Here is a 14,837-nt window from a genome sequence, read left to right on the forward strand (position 1 = left end):
GGATGAGCGGAGAATCGCACCAGGAATGGCGGAGTGGCGGTGACTACACGGATATCCGCTACGAGAAGTCCTACGTCGGCGGCGAGCCGGAGGGGATAGCCAAGATCACGATCAACCGGCCGGAGGTGCGCAACGCCTTCCGGCCGCTGACGGTCCAGGAGATGAGCGCGGCGGTCGACGTGGCCCGCGATGACGGTGAGGTCGGCGCGGTGATCCTGACCGGCGAAGGACGAAACGCCTTCTGTTCGGGCGGCGATCAGCGTATCCGGGGCGACGCCGGCTACGTCGGTGACGACGGCGTGCCGCGCCTGAACGTCCTCGACCTGCAGCGTCAGATCCGCACGTTGCCCAAGCCGGTCGTGGCGATGGTCGCCGGCTACGCGATCGGCGGTGGCCACGTGCTGCACATGGTCTGCGACCTGACGATCGCCGCCGACAACGCCCGCTTCGGCCAGACCGGCCCGCGGGTGGGCAGCTTTGACGGCGGTTACGGCGCCTCGTACATGGCGCGGATCGTGGGCCAGAAGAAGGCGCGGGAGATCTGGTTCCTGTGCCGTCAGTACAACGCCCGGCAGGCGCTGGACATGGGCCTCGTCAACACGGTCGTGCCGCTCGAGCGGCTGGAACAGGAGACCCTCCAGTGGTGCCGGGAGATGCTGGCCAACAGCCCGATGGCGCTCCGCTGCCTGAAGGCGGCGATGAACGCCGACTGCGACGGCCAGGCCGGCCTGCAGGAGCTGGCGGGGAACGCGACCCTGCTGTTCTACATGACGCAGGAGGGGCAGGAGGGCCGGCAGGCGTTCCTGGAGAAGCGGAAGCCGGACTTCTCGAAGTTTCAGCGCTACCCATGAGCGGGCGCCGCCCCGGCAACCTGGGGGCGTGGGCGCAGGCGATCCGTCCGAAGACGCTGTGGGCGGCGGTGACGCCCGTCGTTGTCGGCAGCGCCTGCGCCATGTCCGTCTCGGGCTTCCGGGTCGCCCCGGCCCTGGCCGCGCTCGGCGTCGGAGTCTTCATCCAGATCGGCACGAACCTGTCGAACGACGTGCTCGACTTCGACCGCGGCGCCGACACGGAACGCCGGGTCGGGCCAGTGCGGACGGTGCAATCGGGGCTGCTCAGCCGCGGCCAGGTGTGGGTCGGGGCGTGGATCGCCTTCGGTCTCTGCATCGTTTGCGGCCTCTACCTGGTGGCGGTCGCGGGCTGGCCGGTGCTGGTAGTCGGCGCGGTTTCGATCGCATCAGGGCTGCTGTACACGGCCGGCCCCTGGGCGCTGGCCTACGTCGGCCTGGGCGACCTGTTCGTCTTCCTGTTCTTCGGTCTGGCCGCCGTGGTCGGGACGGTGTATGTCCAGGCGCTGGAAGTACCGGCCGTCGCCTGGTGGGCGGCGATCGCCGTCGGCGCCCTGGCGACGGCGATCCTCGTCGTGAACAACCTTCGCGACCGCGAGACGGACGCGGCGGCCGGCAAGCGGACGCTGGCAGTGCGCTTCGGCGCGCGTTTCACGCGGCTGGAGTATGCGGCGCTGCTCCTGGCCGGGCATGCCGCTGCCCTGCCGCTGGTCGTCCGGTTCGGTCCGTGGCCCCTGCTGTCGTGGCTGGCGCTGCCGTTCGCGGTCGCCCTGCTGCGGTCCGTGTGGCGCGGCGAGGGCGCGGCCCTCAACCTGGCGTTGGCGGCGACCGCCCGCCTGCTCCTCCTGTTCGGCGCGCTCCTGTCGATCGGCATCGTGCTGGGGGCCCGGCACTGAGCGACGCACTTTCGGTTCGAGCGGCGGGCTGTGAAGCGCGGGGGCCGGCGCTGGTCGACGGTGGCCATGAGGTCGGCTGGGTGGAGCTTGCGGAGCGGGTGGATCGGACGCGAGACGCGCTGCGTTCGCGGCTCGACGAACTGGACGCGCCGGTCGTCGCCGTCGTTGGGGGCACGGGGCCCGACACCGTGGTCAACCTTCTCGCACTGCTTGAGGACCGGGTCTCGTTCGTGCTGATCCATCCCCGGTGGACGCGCGCCGAACGCGACCGGGCGATGGCGATCGCCGGGGCCTGCGTCTGTCTCGAGAGCGGCGGAGCCCTGGCGCCGGCGCCCGCCGCGGTCGGCAACCCGAGCGTCGGCCAGGGCGCCGCGATCGTCTTCACTTCCGGCACGACGGGTCGGCCGCGGGGCGCAGTTCTCAGCCGGGCGGCGCTGCGCGCGTCGGCGCTTGCGCATGGACGGGTGCTGGGCTGGCGCGCCGACGACCGTTGGCTCCTGAGCTTGCCGACCGCTCACGTGGGCGGCCTGATGATCGTCGTTCGCTGCCTCCATGCGCGGCGGACGGTGGTCGTGGGTGGACGTCGGGCTTCCGGGAGCTTCGATCCCGCCGAGACCCTTGGGGTCGTCGAACGCGACCGGATCACGCTTCTGTCCGTCGTGCCGACGATGCTCGCGCGGCTTCTTCAGGCAACCAGGCGTCCGCCGCAGAGCCTGCGGGCCGTGCTCGTGGGCGGCGCCGGCGCTCCGCCGGCTCTGATGGAGCGGGCCAGAGAAAGCGGCTGGCCGGTGTTCGCGACCTACGGGCTGACGGAGGCCTGTTCCCAGGTCGCGACGGAGCGGCCGGGCGAGACGTTTGGGGGGGTGGGTACGCCGCTGCCCGGGATCGAGGTGCGGGTTGCGGCTCCGGACGGGTTCGCCGGCACGATCGCGGTGCGGGGCGACGCGCTGTTCGACGGCTATCTGGGCGCGGAACCGGGGGCGCTGCTCGAACGGCCTTTCGATGTGGACGGCTGGTTCGATACGGGCGACCTGGGTGCGATCGGCGAGGACGGCCGGCTCCGGATCGTGGGTCGGCGCTCCGAGCGGATCCTGACCGGCGGCGAGAACGTCGATCCGGCGGAAGTGGAAGCGGTCGTCGTGGAGTGGCCCGGCGCGGCGGCGGCCTGCGTGGTCGGTCTGGAGGACGAGGAGTGGGGCGAAACGGTGGGCGCCGTCCTGGTCCCGACCGTCGGTTTCGAGTCCCTTGGCGGGCTGGCCGGACTCGGGAGGCACCTGGGTGGACGTCTCGCCGGGTTCAAGCGGCCGCGGTGCTGGCGTGTCGTGGATGGGCTGCCACTGGCCGCTTCGGGCAAGGTGGACCGAAGCGCCTGCGTTCGACTCCTGGTCGAGTCGCCAGGCCTGCGGACGGGGCAGGAGGGACAGTGACTGTCGCCGCCGCGGTGGCGGAGTTCCGGGACCGACTCGACCTCGAGTGGCGGCTCCGGGCCTTCGAACCGTTTCGCTATCGGGCGAGCGACGCGGGGACCAGGACCCTGCACCTGGACGACTTCGCGGCGATCCCGTTCCTCGACGGCGTGAGCGGCGTCGAGCACTATCAGCACCGGGCACGGCTGCGGGCGCGAGGAGGTGACTCCTATGTGGCCTCGACGCCTGGGTCAGCCGGCTACGAGCGCTACTGCCGGGAGATCCTCGGCCTCGGCGCGGTGGAGCTCCTGGAGGTCGACCCTGTCGGCGACCGGCTCGCGATTGCCCGCGCCTGCATGGAGAACCGCGCGCTCCTCGAACGGCTCGGAGCGCTTGCGCGCCGGGGCGGCCTCGTCGTCGAGCCTTTTCTCGGCGCCGAGGCGATCTGGGATCTCGCGGCGGCCGTTGCCGCCGAAACCACCTCCATGGTGCGGGTGCTGGCCCCGCCGCCGCCGGTGACCTGGATCGCCAACGACAAGGCGAACTTCGAGGACCTCGTCACCGCGGTCCTCGGTCCCGGCTTTCTGCCCGAAAGTCGCCGGTCGGCGTCGCCGGAAGCGCTGGCCCGCGCGCTGCTCGAACTCTCGGAAACGGGTCCGTCCGTGGCGCTCAAGCGGCTGCGCTGCGCTTCGGCGATGGGCAACGAGGTGTTCGAGTCCGCGGCGCTCCGTCGCCGCGGACTCTCGGGCACCCTGGACATCGTCCGGGATTTCCTCGAGAGGACCGGCTGGGAGGGCGGCGAGGACGTACTCGCGGTTCGCTGGGAGCAGGCGACCTCGTCTCCTTCGACCCAGTGGTGGCTGCCGCCCCCTGGCGGCGGGGAGCCGACGCTCGACGGCGTCTACGAGCAGATCCTGGCCGGAGAGGAGGGTGTCTTCGTTGGCAGCCGGCCGAGTGGGCTGGCGGCGGAGGTGGAGGAGCGGATCGTGTCGCAGTCAGGCCAGGTAGCGGCCGCCCTGCAGGGCCTGGGCTACGTGGGCCGCTGTTCGTTCGACCACCTGGTGCTGCCGGATGGACGGGTCGTGTTCACGGAATGCAACGGACGCTGGGGCGGCACCAGCACCCCGATGAACCTGGTCGACAGGCTCTACCCGGGCGGCCGCCCGCCGTACCAGGCGCAGGCTTTCCTTCACCCGGACCTCACGGGAACCACGTTTCAGCAGCTCCTGGCGCGCTTCGGCGACGCCGTGCATGACCGCGGTTCTGAGGCCAGCCGGTTCCTGCTCTACAACGTGGGGCCGCTGGAGCAGTTCGGCAAGTTCGATGTCGTGGCGCTGGGTTCGAGCCGCTCCCATGCCGAGGATCTGATGGCCCGGGAGCTGCCGCGCCGCCTCGGGCTGTCCTGACCTCACCTCGCGGCGTCAGACAGGGGTGCCGTCGTCGCGGAGGCTGCGGTCGAGCGCCTCGCTCATCTGGCGCAGTCGCTCAGCTTCGGTTGGCGACAGCAGGCCGCCGTCCTGGCAGGCCTCGATCGTCGACGTCATCTCGTTCAGACGGTCGAGCGCCTCGTCGGACGCACCGCGCCGCTCCGGTGACGCGTGAGCCGCCGCGAACAGCAGGGTCGACAGCGTCAGCGCGAGCCGGCGCAGACGCTGGCGCGGCGCCGGGGCGGACTCCGGCTCGGCGGTCGCGTCGTAGACGTCCGCCAGCAGGATGCGCGAGATCGCGTATGCGTCCTTCATCTCATTGGTTACAACGAATGGGAGGCCCGGTTGGTTTCCGGCAATCGATCGATCACCTTCTTCTGCATGACGCGCCGGTCTTCGAGCCGGATTGCAGTGAGCCCTTCACCCCAGACGCAGCCGCTGTCGAGGGCGATCAAGTCGGGTCGCAGGCGGAGTCCGAGGGCGGCCCAGTGCCCGACGACCGCCGTATGGTCCGGGCAGCTGCGCGGCGCTAAGTCGAACCAGGGTCGGAGTCCTGGCGGCGCTTCCTCGAGAGGGCCGCTGTAGTCGTGGGGCCGGCTCTTCCCGTCGAGCATCCGCATGCGAGTGAACGCCGCCAGCGACTTGTCGTTCCGGCGGCACAACAGGCTCCTCGCCTTCGGACCGCGGAGCTTTCGTTCGAGCCGCCTGGCCGCATTGGTGACGTCCTCCCGGGACCAGCCGGGCCGCAGGCCCGCGTGGACGAGGACGTAGTCGTGTCCTGCGACCCGTTCGATGTGAACGAAGGGCCGCCTGCGCAGCCAGTCGACCAGCTCGGTTGCGTCCGCCGCCTTGAGGACCTTCTTCAGGGTGTCTCGCGGTTTCTTGCTGGTGACCCCGAGGTGCCGCGCGATCAGGTGCAGGTCGTGGTTGCCGAGGACGACCTGGAACCGATCGCCCATCTCGGCGTCCAGCGTACGTGCCCAGCGCAGCGTCTCGAGTGAGCACGGTCCCCTGTTTACCAGGTCGCCCACCATCCAGAGACGGTCCCGACTGCGGTCGAGGTCGATGTGCCGGATCAGCGCGTCAAGGGTGCGGAAGCAGCCGTGGACGTCGCCGATCGCCCAGGTCGCCATCGGAGACCGTCGCCCTCCGCGATCGTCAGTCGACGATGGCCTGGTACGTCAGGCTCTGGAGATCCTGGCGGATGTTCAGGTGCGTGTACGGCCGGACTTGGGTCATCAGGATGCCGATCAGCTCTTCTACCGGATCGACCCAGAACACGGTGCAGTAGGCGCCGCCCCAAGAGTACGACCCGACGGAGGCCGGCATCGCCGAGGCGCCCTTGTCCATCACCACGCTGTAGCCGAGGCCGAAACCGTAGCCCGGTCCGCGCAGCCAGAGGCCGTGGTCACCGGTGTGGTTCGACGTCATCAGTTCGACCGTCTTGCGGCCGAGGATGCGGTGACCGCCCAGCTCGCCGCCGTTCAGCATCATCTGGTGGAAGCGGTAGTAGTCGGCGGCGGTGGAGACCAGGCCGCCGGAACCGCTGAAGTACTTGTGCGGCTCGCGGACGTGCCGGGCGTTCACGTTCGGCGCCTCGGTGAGGACGATCCTGCCGTCCTCGCCGGGCCGGTAGAGCGCGGCGAAGCGGCCGACCTTCGACTCGGGAAGGTAGAAGTACGTGTCGACCATGCCCAGGGGCTCGAAGATGCGCTCCCTCAGGTACTCGTCGAGAGCCTGGCCGGACAGCACCTCGACCATCCGCCCGACGACATCGACGGAGGGGCCATACTGCCAGGCGTCGCCGGGGTGGAACTCCAGCGGCAGTTCGGCGAGGGCCGTTACGAAGTCGCCGACGGTCCACTCGGGGTCACGATTCGTCCGCAGCTTCGTGTAGTCCGCGTTGAGCAACCCGCGATAGTTGTTCGCGAAACCGGCGGTATGGGTCAGGATGTGTTGCACCGTGATCGGCCGCGCGGCCGGGACCAGTTTGTACGGCGCACCCAGGTACTCGTCGGCGTCCGGCACCGTCGCGACCTGCATCTCGGCGAACTCGGGCAGGTACTTCGCGATCGGATCGCGAAGCTGGAACCGGCCCTCTTCGTACAGGGTCATCAGCGCCACGGAAGCGATCGGCTTGGTCATCGACGCGATCCGGAAGATCGTGTCCCGGGTCATCGGGGCGCTCTGCTCGGGCCAGCGTTCGCCCTGGGCTTCGAAGTGGACGACCTTGCCGCGGCGGGCGACCAGGGTGACGGCGCCGGCGATCTGCTTGCGGTCGATGTAGCCGGCCATCGTTTCGGTCAGACGCTCCAGGCGCTCGCTCGACATGCCGGCGCTCTCGGGCTCGGCGATCGGTAGCGGAGCAGGCGCCGTCTGGTCGGCGGCTGTAGCTGGCGGAGCGGCCGCCAGGGCGCCGGCGAGGCAGCCTCCGAGGAGGAACGCGGCGGCGGACAGCATCGGGACACGGTTGCGTTGGTCGAGGTTCATGGTGCGCCTCCCTGGGAGTGTGGCGGTGGTCGTCGGGACTTGGGCGTTCAGCGCCTCGCCCGGGGCGTCAGGGTCGTCGTATGCCTTTCGCCGTCGCGCATGTAGACGACCTCGATCGGCTCGTCGATCTTCACGGCGTCGAGGGCGTACGTGTAGTCGTAGATGTTGGCGATCTTCTGGCCGGCGAACTCGACGATCACGTCGCCGCCCTCAAGCCCCGCCTCGGCCGCCGGTCCGCCTTCCATCACCCCGCCCAGCAGCAGGCCTTCCACTTCGCTGGCGTAGTCCGGGATCGTGCCGGTGTAGGCGCGTACGGTGTCGCGGCTGCCGCCCTGCTGGAGGCTCCGCTCGACCTTGACGAACTCGAGCGGCTCGTCCTGGTTCGCGGCCCGGCGTGTCAGCAGGGCGGCGAAGCGGGCCACGCGCTCCAGGCCGTCGTAGTTGATGCGATCCGGCGTGTCGGTCGGCCGGTGATAGTCCTCGTGGGAGCCGCTGAACAGGTTGACCGTCGGAACGCCGGCATTGTTGAAGCTCAAGGTGTCGGTCGGCAGGTACGGATCGGTCTGCACGCCGAGATCGAAACCGACCGGGACGTTGGAGGCTTCGACCAGCCCCGTCCAGTCGGGACTTGAACCCACGGCCTGGACGGTCAGGCGATTGTCGCGGACGCGACCGACCATGTCCAGGTTCACGTAGGCCGCGATCCGGTCGGCCGGAATGACGGCGTCTTCGACGAAGGCCGCGGAGCCCAGGAGCCCGAGTTCCTCGCCGGACCAGAAGGCGAGCGCGACGTTCCGGTCGTGGCCCATCTCGCGCAACTGCCTCGCGGCGTCGAGCACCGCGGCGATGCCCGAGGCGTTGTCGTCAGCGCCGAGGTGAATGGCGCCCTTCTCGTCCGCCCGCGCCAGCGAGTTGCCGCCGCGACCCCGGCCGAGGTGGTCGTAGTGGGCGCCGACGACGACCCACGGCTTGTCGAGGCTCTCAGCCTTGCCGCCGGCGAGGACGGCGACCACGTTCCGCGCCGTGCCGCGCTCCCGCTCGATCGCCGTTGTCAGGGTGACTCGCGTGTCGGGGATGGCGAAGCCCGCGGTGTGCGGGTTGCCGTCGTCGAAGCTCTTCTGGATCTCCTCGAGATCACGGCCGGTGCCGGCGAACAGCGCTCTCGCGACCTCGCCGTCCACACTGGCGGCGGCGACGCCGGAGCCGGCCGCCGCGGTGTCGAATGCCATCGGGATCGTCTCGCCGGCGTTCGGTGAGCGCGGTCCGGTCAGGACGAGGAGCCCCACGGCGCCCGCCTCGCGCGCGGTCAGTGCCTTGTAACGGAGTCCCGAGTAACGGTTGAGGATCGCCCGTGCCTCGCCCTCGACATCCTCGGGGACGTAGCGCAGAACGACGGCGATCTTGCCGCTGACGTCGAGCGTCGCGTAGCTGTCGTAGCCGAAGTCCTGGGAGTCCGGCACCCTGATGCCGTAGCCGGCGAACACCGCCTCTCCTTCGACCTCCGTCGAGTCGGAGAAGCCGAGCGCCTGGATCTGCGTCTGGTCGCTGAATGCGGCGGTGCCGCTCTCGGTCTCGATCCGGATCGTCGAGCCCGTGTCGCGGGCGCCGGAGGTGAACTCGAAGTCGAGCAGCAGGTCGTCCTCGCCGGGGAGCGGCTCGGCGCCGAGCGCCCCAAGCTGCTCGACGAGGTAGGCGGCGGCTCGCTGCTCGCCCTCCGTGCCCGTCAGCCGGCCGCCGAACTCGGGCGAGGCAAGGGTGGTGACGTGGCTCTCGAGCGCTTCCCGGGGATCAGGCGGCGCGTCCGGTCGGCCGCCCGCGACGCGGGCAGGAGCGGCCGCCAGCGCGTCGAGTGCCGCCTCGTGGTTCCAGTCGGCGATGTAGAGCTGGCCGCCGTCGCCGCCGTGGCGGCTCGAAGTCCAGACGAGTTGTCGGCCGTCCGGCGACGGCACGGGCAGACCGTCGAAGCGGTCCGTGTAGGTGATCCGGACGGGTTCCTTCGTCCCCTCGGTGTCGACGATGAAGACCTCGAAGTTCTCGAAGCCGAGCTTGTTCGAGGCGAAGAGGATGTACTGCCCTGAGGGGTGCTGGTACGGCGCCCAGCTCATCGCGCCGAAGTCGGTCAGCTGCCGCTGATCCGAGCCGTCGGGCTTCATCGACCAGACGTCGGCGATCAGGCCGTCCTCGCCGAAGCGTCGCCAGACGATGCGGGAACCGTCGGCGAAGAAGAAGGGGCCTCCGTCGTAGCCGGGAACGTTCGTCAGCCGGGTCTGTTCGCTGCCGTCGGCGCGCATGACGTAGATCTCGCCGAAGTAGGCGGGATCGACTTCCAGCAGGTTCGCCTCGCGCTCCGAGAGTTCCCGGTTGAAGGCGTCGCGGGTGGAGGCGAAGACGATCCACTCGCCGTCCGGGGAGTAGGCGCCTTCCGCGTCGTAGCCGCGGACGTTCGTCAGCCGGCGCGGCTCGCCTCCGGCCATGGGCACCGTGTAGATCTCCATCTCCGGGTCGTAGTCCCAGGCGTAGCGCCGTTCCTGGCCCGAGGCGCGGAAGTCGAGCTCCTGTTGCTGAAACTCGGCCGAGCGCGGGTCGTGGTGGGTCGACCCGTACAGGATCTCCGAACCGTCCGGGCGAATGAAAGCGCAGGTCGTCTTGCCGATTCCGGTCGACACCTCGCGGGTGTCACCGGTGGCCAGATCGAGCAGGTAGATCTGGTAGAACGGATTCTCGGGCCGCCGCTCGCTCTGGAAGACGAGGAGCCCGCCGTCGGCGGAGAAGTAGCCTTCTCCGGAGCGCCTGCCCTCGTAGATCAGACGCCGGGTGCGTTCCAGGAACGTGTTTTCGTCGAGTTCGCCGTCCGAGGCTTGGACCGGGGCGGCGCTGACGGCGAGAGCCACCGCTACCAGTGCGGCGGTTACGGACTGAGGTCTCGGCACAATGGATCTCCCTCGCCAGTTCTCGACGGGCCTGCGAGGCCAGGAGATCCCGCCGCGGAACGAAGTCGGGCGAGTCTACTAACGGTGCTCGCACACGCCGGGATCCGTGCCATACTCAGGAGGCCAACTCGCCGGTTCTCCGGGGCGCCTCGTGGAGGCAAAGTGACATGACGACCGCGAACGTGACGACCGCCGATCCGCCCCGGACGGACGACTGGGTTGCGTGGCGCGCCCGGATCGACGAGCGCATGCAGCACATGGCGACCAAGGCCGACCTGGCTGATCTCAAGGTGTGGATGCTGAAGACCATGGTTACGACGATGGTCACGACGATGATCGGCTTCGGCGCCTTGATCGTTGCGGCGATCAGGTTGCTGCCGTAAGCCGCCTGGTTGGGGCACCACGGCTAGCCTGACGGTGGTGGCCAGCGGCCGCCACTACTACGGCGGCGTCAGCGGGGTCAGGGCGAAGGCGCGGCTGGCGATGTCGATGGCCTCCTCGATGTCGTCCGGCTGGTGCGCCAGCGACAGGAACCAGTTGAGCCGGGGGTGGAAGATGGCGCCGAGCCGGGCCGCTTGGCTGCCGAAGATGCGGGCGCGCTTGGCCTTCACGTCGCCGCGAAAGAGAAAGGTGGGCATGGTCGGTGGCCCGGACATGACGACGTCCTCGTGGCCATGCGCCCGTCCGGCGGCGACGATGCCCTCCCTGAGCCGCGTGCCCATTCGCACCATGTGCTCGAAGACGTTGTCCCGCCCGTAGATCTCGAGCGTCTTCATGCCGGCGCGGAAGGCGACCGCGGAGAACATGTAGGTCGCGGTGAAGGCGATCCGTTCCGCGCCCTCCCGCAGTTCGTTGCGGCCGAGTACGGCCGAGACGGAGTAGCCGTTCGCCAGGGGTTTGCCCAGGCAGATGAGATCAGGCTCGAGGCCCATGCCGAGGTGGGAGCCCTTCGGGTGCATCCGGAAACCGGCGCGGACGTCGTCCAGGGCCACGCGGCACCCGGTCCGTTCGCGCGCGGCGTGAATCGCCGCGACGATTTCCGGGCTCGCCTCCCGCGTCTCCTGGCTCGGGTTCTGGTCGAGGGGGCTGATCATGATGCCGGCGAGGCGGTCTCCGAGTTCCTCCACCGCGCGCTCCAGGGCCCCGGCGTCGTTCCAGGGGACGCGCGCGACGTGCCGCTGCTCGCCGGTGGCCGGGGTTTCCGGGTGGAGCGCGATCTCGGTCCCGAAGCCGTGGTAGGAGTCCCGGAACAGGATGACGACCGGCCGGTGGGTCGAGGACCGCATGGTGCGTAGCGCGAGGTTCGTGCTGTCCGATCCGTTCTTGGTGAAGATCATCCAGTCGAAACCCGCCACCGCCTCGAGCAGTTGCTCGGCGTAGATCGGCATCGCCTCCGGGAAGAAGGCGCTGAGGTCCATCTCGCCGGCCTGCTCGGCTGCCGCGGCGTCGACCTCGGGGTGGCAGTAGCCCAGGATGTTCGGCCCGTTCCCGCAGTTGAAGTCCAGGTAGGAGCGGCCGTCCGCGTCCTCGATCCGGCACCCCTTCGCCGAGCGGATGAACCCCGGTAGCACGTCCCGACCGGCGAAGCGCGCGGACCGGGTCAGGTAGATGCCGCCGCGCGGGATGACTGTGTCCGTTCTCTCCCAGAGTTCCCGGCCCCGCGGACCGTCGACGGAGTCGTTCATCGGGTCAGGCTCCTTCCGTTCCGGCCGCGGTGGCGCGCGAAGTCTCAGCTTCTTCGGCGTGGATGTCCCCCTTGACGCCGGGGCCGGCTCCTCGCGGCGGGACGTGAGGGCACTTGGCGACGGAGACGTGGTAGTCGCGCATGAGCCCGTTGATCGGCTCCGCAATCCAGGTGTTGGGTTCCATGATGTCCCACTCTTCCTTCGGGTCCTGCTCGACATTGAACAACTGGGGGTTGTTCAGGGAGATGCGCGTGCGCCGTCCCGCTTCCGGCTGGAACTCCACGAAGTGCATCTTGAACTGCCGCCACTTGATGGCCGCGAGTTCGTCCTTGATGAAGCACAGAAGGTGCTCACGCGGCCCTTTGTCGGTGTTCCCCAGGAAGACCCCCGACTGGTCCACGCTGTCCAGGACCCGGTCGTCCGGCACCAGGTTCCCGGCATCCGCCAGGTGGGCGAGGGTGCGGTAGAAGTCCAAGACGCTCACGATCTGGTCGCTGACGGCGCCCGCCGGCACGCGGCCGGGCCAGCGCAGGATGCAGGGCGTGCGCAACTGGCCTTCGTAGGCGGTGCCCAGGCAGCCGCGCCAGGGACCCGAGTCCGCCTGGGGGCCGAGACTGGGGATCAATACAGGTCCGTTGTCGCTGGCCCACACGACGAGCGTGTCCCGCGCTATGCCGGCCTCCTCGATGGCGTCGAGGATCTGGCCCGAGCGATGGTCGCACTCGACCATGCAGTCGGCGAAGTCGCCGCCGCGGGTCCGGCCCTTGAAGTCGGGGTGTGGCATGGCCGGATGGTGCACGAGTGAGTAGGGAATGTAGAGGAAGAAGGGCTTGTCGCCGCGCGCGTGTTCGCGGATGTAGGCCACGGACTTCTCGGTGATGATCGAGTCGACGAACGGGCGGCTTTCCAGGTTGTAGGGCTGCACCGGCACACACGGTTCGCCGAGGCGGCCCTCCCACAGCATGGGATTGTCCATCTCGTCCGGATCGAAGCCGATCAGGTCGCCGTAGATGGCGGGCGCGGTGCTGTCGCGTACGCCCCACCACTCCTCGAAGCCGAAGCGGGTGGGCATGCGCGTCTGGACGTTACCCAGATGCCACTTGCCGAAGATGGCGCAGCGATAGCCGGCATCCCGGAGCAGCTCGGCCAGGGTGTACTCCCAGGGCGCCAGCCCCTGCTTGATGCCGGGTGGAATCACCCGGTGGCAGCCGGTGCGGATGGGCATTCGACCGGTGAGCAGGGCGGATCGGGTCGGCGTGCACTCGGCTTCCACGTTGAAGTTCGTCAGTCTCAGGCCTTCGGCGGCCAGTGCGTCGAGGCGGGGAGTCGGGGCGCCCCGCGTGATGCCGCCGCCGTAGCAGCCCAGGTCGCCGTAACCGACGTTGTCGGTCAGCATGAAGACGATGTTGGGTGGTTTCATGCCTGCCTCTCGTTCCTCGTGCGGTGGCTGCCGCGAGGTGTCGCCGTGCGCCGTGCTGCCGGATGCGGACTGATCCTGCCACGGCGACTGCTAGCCTGACGGCCCATGTGGGCCGGCCTGCCGATCTCGACCTGGGCTCTGCTCGCGGTGTCGGTCGGCAGCGGACCGGCTCTGGTCCTGCTGCGGTGGTGGCTTGAGCGGCGTGGTCGCCGCCGCGGTCACGGGACCGCGCGGAGCGGTGCGGCGTGACGGCAAGCGCGCTGGTCCTCGTCCCCCTGGGCCTCTACATGCTGGTCCTGATCGGGCTCGGCCTGTGGGGCCGGCGCGAAGGAGGGAGCCTGGAGGGCTACTACGTGGCCGGCAAGAAGCTGCCCTCCTGGGTCATTGCCTTCAGTTCGAACGCCACCGGCGAGAGCGGCTGGCTGCTGCTCGGTCTGACCGGCATGGGCTACGCGGTGGGCTTCCACGCGCTCTGGGTCGTGTTCGGCGAGGTGATGGGCGTTGCGATCGCCTGGACCCTCGTTTCGCGGCCGTTCAAGGAGTACACCGACCGCTACCGGGCGATTACCGTTCCCGACTACCTGGAGGAGCGGTTCCGGGACCGCCGGCAACTGCTGCGGAAGCTGAGCATCGCGATCATCCTGTCGATGGTCGCGGTCTACTGTTGCGCGCAACTTGTCGCGACGGGCAAGGCCTTCTCGTCCTTCCTGGGCTTCAGCTACGTCCACGGCGTTTTTCTGGGCGCGGGCGTGACGATCGTCTACACGGCGGTCGGCGGCTTCAAGGCGGTGGCCTACTCGGACCTGGTGCAGGGCCTGCTCATGGTGGGCGGGCTCGCCATGCTCCCGATCGTTGGCGTCGCGGCCGCGGGCGGTTGGCACGAAGTGATCGGCGCGCTCCAGGCGGCCGATCCCAACCTGTTACGTGCGATGGGCAGCCACGGCGCGACCTGGGCCGGCGTGCTTTCGGCTGCGAGCTTCGCCGGCATCGGCCTCGCCTTTCTTGGCGTGCCGCAGCTTCTGACCCGGTTCATGTCGGCGGCTTCCGGCCGCGAACTGGTCCGCGGCGGCCGGGTCGCGGTCGTGTGCATGGTCCTGTTCGACGTCGGTGCCGTGTTCACCGGGATCGCCGGACGGGCCCTGTTCCCGTTGCTGGACGATCCGGAGACCGTGATGCCGACGATGAGTGCGGAACTGTTCCCGGCCCTCTTCACCGGCATCTTCCTGGTCATCGTTCTGGGCGCGATCATGTCGACGGTCGATTCCCTGTTGATCCTCGCCTCGTCTTCGGTGGTGCGGGATTTCGGACAGAAGATCCTCGGTGCGGCGCGTGGCGGGGGGCGCCTGTCGCGCTACGGGAAGTTCGTCACCGCGCTCGTGGGCCTGGTGGCCATCCCCTTCGCCCTGTCCGAACCGCCGCTGCTGTTCTGGTTCATGCTCTTCGCCTGGTCAGGGCTGGGCGGCGCCTTCGTTCCGGTCATTCTCTGCTCCCTCTTCTGGAAACGGACGACGTTGCCGGGTGCGCTGGCCGGGATGGCGGCGGGATTCGCGGTGACGGTGATCTGGGTCGTACTGTTCAAGGCGTCCTACTACGACCTGTACGAGCTGATCCCGGGGCTCATCGCCGGGACGGCGGCGACGGTGGTCGTCAGTCTGTGGACGAGTCCGCCCGAAGGCGCGGCGGCGGAGTTCGAGGACGTTCACGCGGTGGTCAGAGGTTCGTAGGACTACACTCG

13 protein-coding genes are annotated in these 14,837 nt (G+C 69.3%); 7 read left to right on the forward strand and 6 right to left on the reverse strand.

Going from position 1 to position 14,837, the window contains the following annotated elements:
* Nucleotides 1–2 precede the first annotated feature (2 nt).
* The 4 genes from menB (at nt 3) to OXI49_03090 (ending at nt 4,556) form a co-directional block, all read left to right on the forward strand.
* Nucleotides 3–851 (forward strand): 1,4-dihydroxy-2-naphthoyl-CoA synthase, encoded by an 849-nt coding sequence (menB, locus tag OXI49_03075; GenBank protein MDE2689467.1) that lies wholly within the window; start codon nt 3–5, stop codon nt 849–851.
* Nucleotides 848–1,744: a 1,4-dihydroxy-2-naphthoate polyprenyltransferase gene (locus tag OXI49_03080; GenBank protein MDE2689468.1), complete on the forward strand. Its 897-nt coding sequence runs from the start codon at nt 848–850 to the stop codon at nt 1,742–1,744. The genes menB and OXI49_03080 overlap by 4 nt, the downstream gene beginning before the upstream one ends.
* 98 nt (nt 1,745–1,842) lie before the next feature.
* A complete protein-coding gene (locus OXI49_03085) occupies nt 1,843–3,171 on the forward strand; it encodes a class I adenylate-forming enzyme family protein (protein ID MDE2689469.1) in 1,329 nt (442 codons plus the stop codon).
* Nucleotides 3,168–4,556 (forward strand): hypothetical protein, encoded by a 1,389-nt coding sequence (locus tag OXI49_03090; protein MDE2689470.1) that lies wholly within the window; start codon nt 3,168–3,170, stop codon nt 4,554–4,556. Before OXI49_03085 ends, OXI49_03090 begins: the two co-directional genes overlap by 4 nt.
* Before the next feature lie 15 nt (nt 4,557–4,571).
* Here OXI49_03090 and OXI49_03095 read toward each other — a convergent pair whose 3' ends face one another.
* Genes OXI49_03095 through OXI49_03110 form a run of 4 tightly spaced genes read right to left on the reverse strand, consistent with a single transcriptional unit; the run spans nt 4,572 to nt 9,997 of the window.
* A complete protein-coding gene (locus OXI49_03095; protein MDE2689471.1) occupies nt 4,572–4,892 on the reverse strand; it encodes a hypothetical protein in 321 nt (106 codons plus the stop codon).
* An 8-nt stretch (nt 4,893–4,900) separates the two neighbouring features.
* Entirely contained in the window at nt 4,901–5,710 is an 810-nt protein-coding gene (locus tag OXI49_03100; GenBank protein ID MDE2689472.1) for a symmetrical bis(5'-nucleosyl)-tetraphosphatase, read from the reverse strand.
* Nucleotides 5,711–5,735: 25 nt separating this feature from the next.
* Nucleotides 5,736–7,067, reverse strand: a complete 1,332-nt coding sequence (locus OXI49_03105; GenBank protein ID MDE2689473.1) for a serine hydrolase — start codon at nt 7,065–7,067, stop codon at nt 5,736–5,738.
* A 47-nt stretch (nt 7,068–7,114) separates the two neighbouring features.
* On the reverse strand, nt 7,115–9,997 hold the full coding sequence (locus tag OXI49_03110; protein MDE2689474.1) for a M20/M25/M40 family metallo-hydrolase: 2,883 nt from the start codon (nt 9,995–9,997) through the stop codon (nt 7,115–7,117).
* Nucleotides 9,998–10,164: 167 nt separating this feature from the next.
* On the opposite strand from OXI49_03110, the gene OXI49_03115 reads away from it, so the two are divergent.
* The gene (locus OXI49_03115) at nt 10,165–10,380 is read left to right on the forward strand and encodes a hypothetical protein (protein MDE2689475.1); all 216 of its coding nucleotides are present in this window, start codon (nt 10,165–10,167) and stop codon (nt 10,378–10,380) included.
* A gap of 57 nt (nt 10,381–10,437) precedes the next feature.
* Here the strand turns inward: OXI49_03115 and OXI49_03120 are convergent, their stop codons facing one another.
* Both OXI49_03120 and OXI49_03125 read right to left on the reverse strand, forming a co-directional pair.
* Nucleotides 10,438–11,682, reverse strand: coding sequence for an aminotransferase class III-fold pyridoxal phosphate-dependent enzyme (locus OXI49_03120; protein ID MDE2689476.1), 1,245 nt, complete (start codon nt 11,680–11,682; stop codon nt 10,438–10,440).
* A gap of 4 nt (nt 11,683–11,686) precedes the next feature.
* On the reverse strand, nt 11,687–13,102 hold the full coding sequence (locus tag OXI49_03125; GenBank protein MDE2689477.1) for an arylsulfatase: 1,416 nt from the start codon (nt 13,100–13,102) through the stop codon (nt 11,687–11,689).
* Between the two features lie 105 nt (nt 13,103–13,207).
* On the opposite strand from OXI49_03125, the gene OXI49_03130 reads away from it, so the two are divergent.
* Entirely contained in the window at nt 13,208–13,351 is a 144-nt protein-coding gene (locus tag OXI49_03130) for a hypothetical protein (GenBank protein MDE2689478.1), read from the forward strand.
* Entirely contained in the window at nt 13,348–14,826 is a 1,479-nt protein-coding gene (locus OXI49_03135) for a sodium/proline symporter (GenBank protein MDE2689479.1), read from the forward strand. Before OXI49_03130 ends, OXI49_03135 begins: the two co-directional genes overlap by 4 nt.
* Nucleotides 14,827–14,837 lie beyond the last annotated feature (11 nt).

It is taken from the genome of Acidobacteriota bacterium, assembly GCA_028875725.1.
Lineage (GTDB): Bacteria > Acidobacteriota > Thermoanaerobaculia > Multivoradales > Multivoraceae > Multivorans.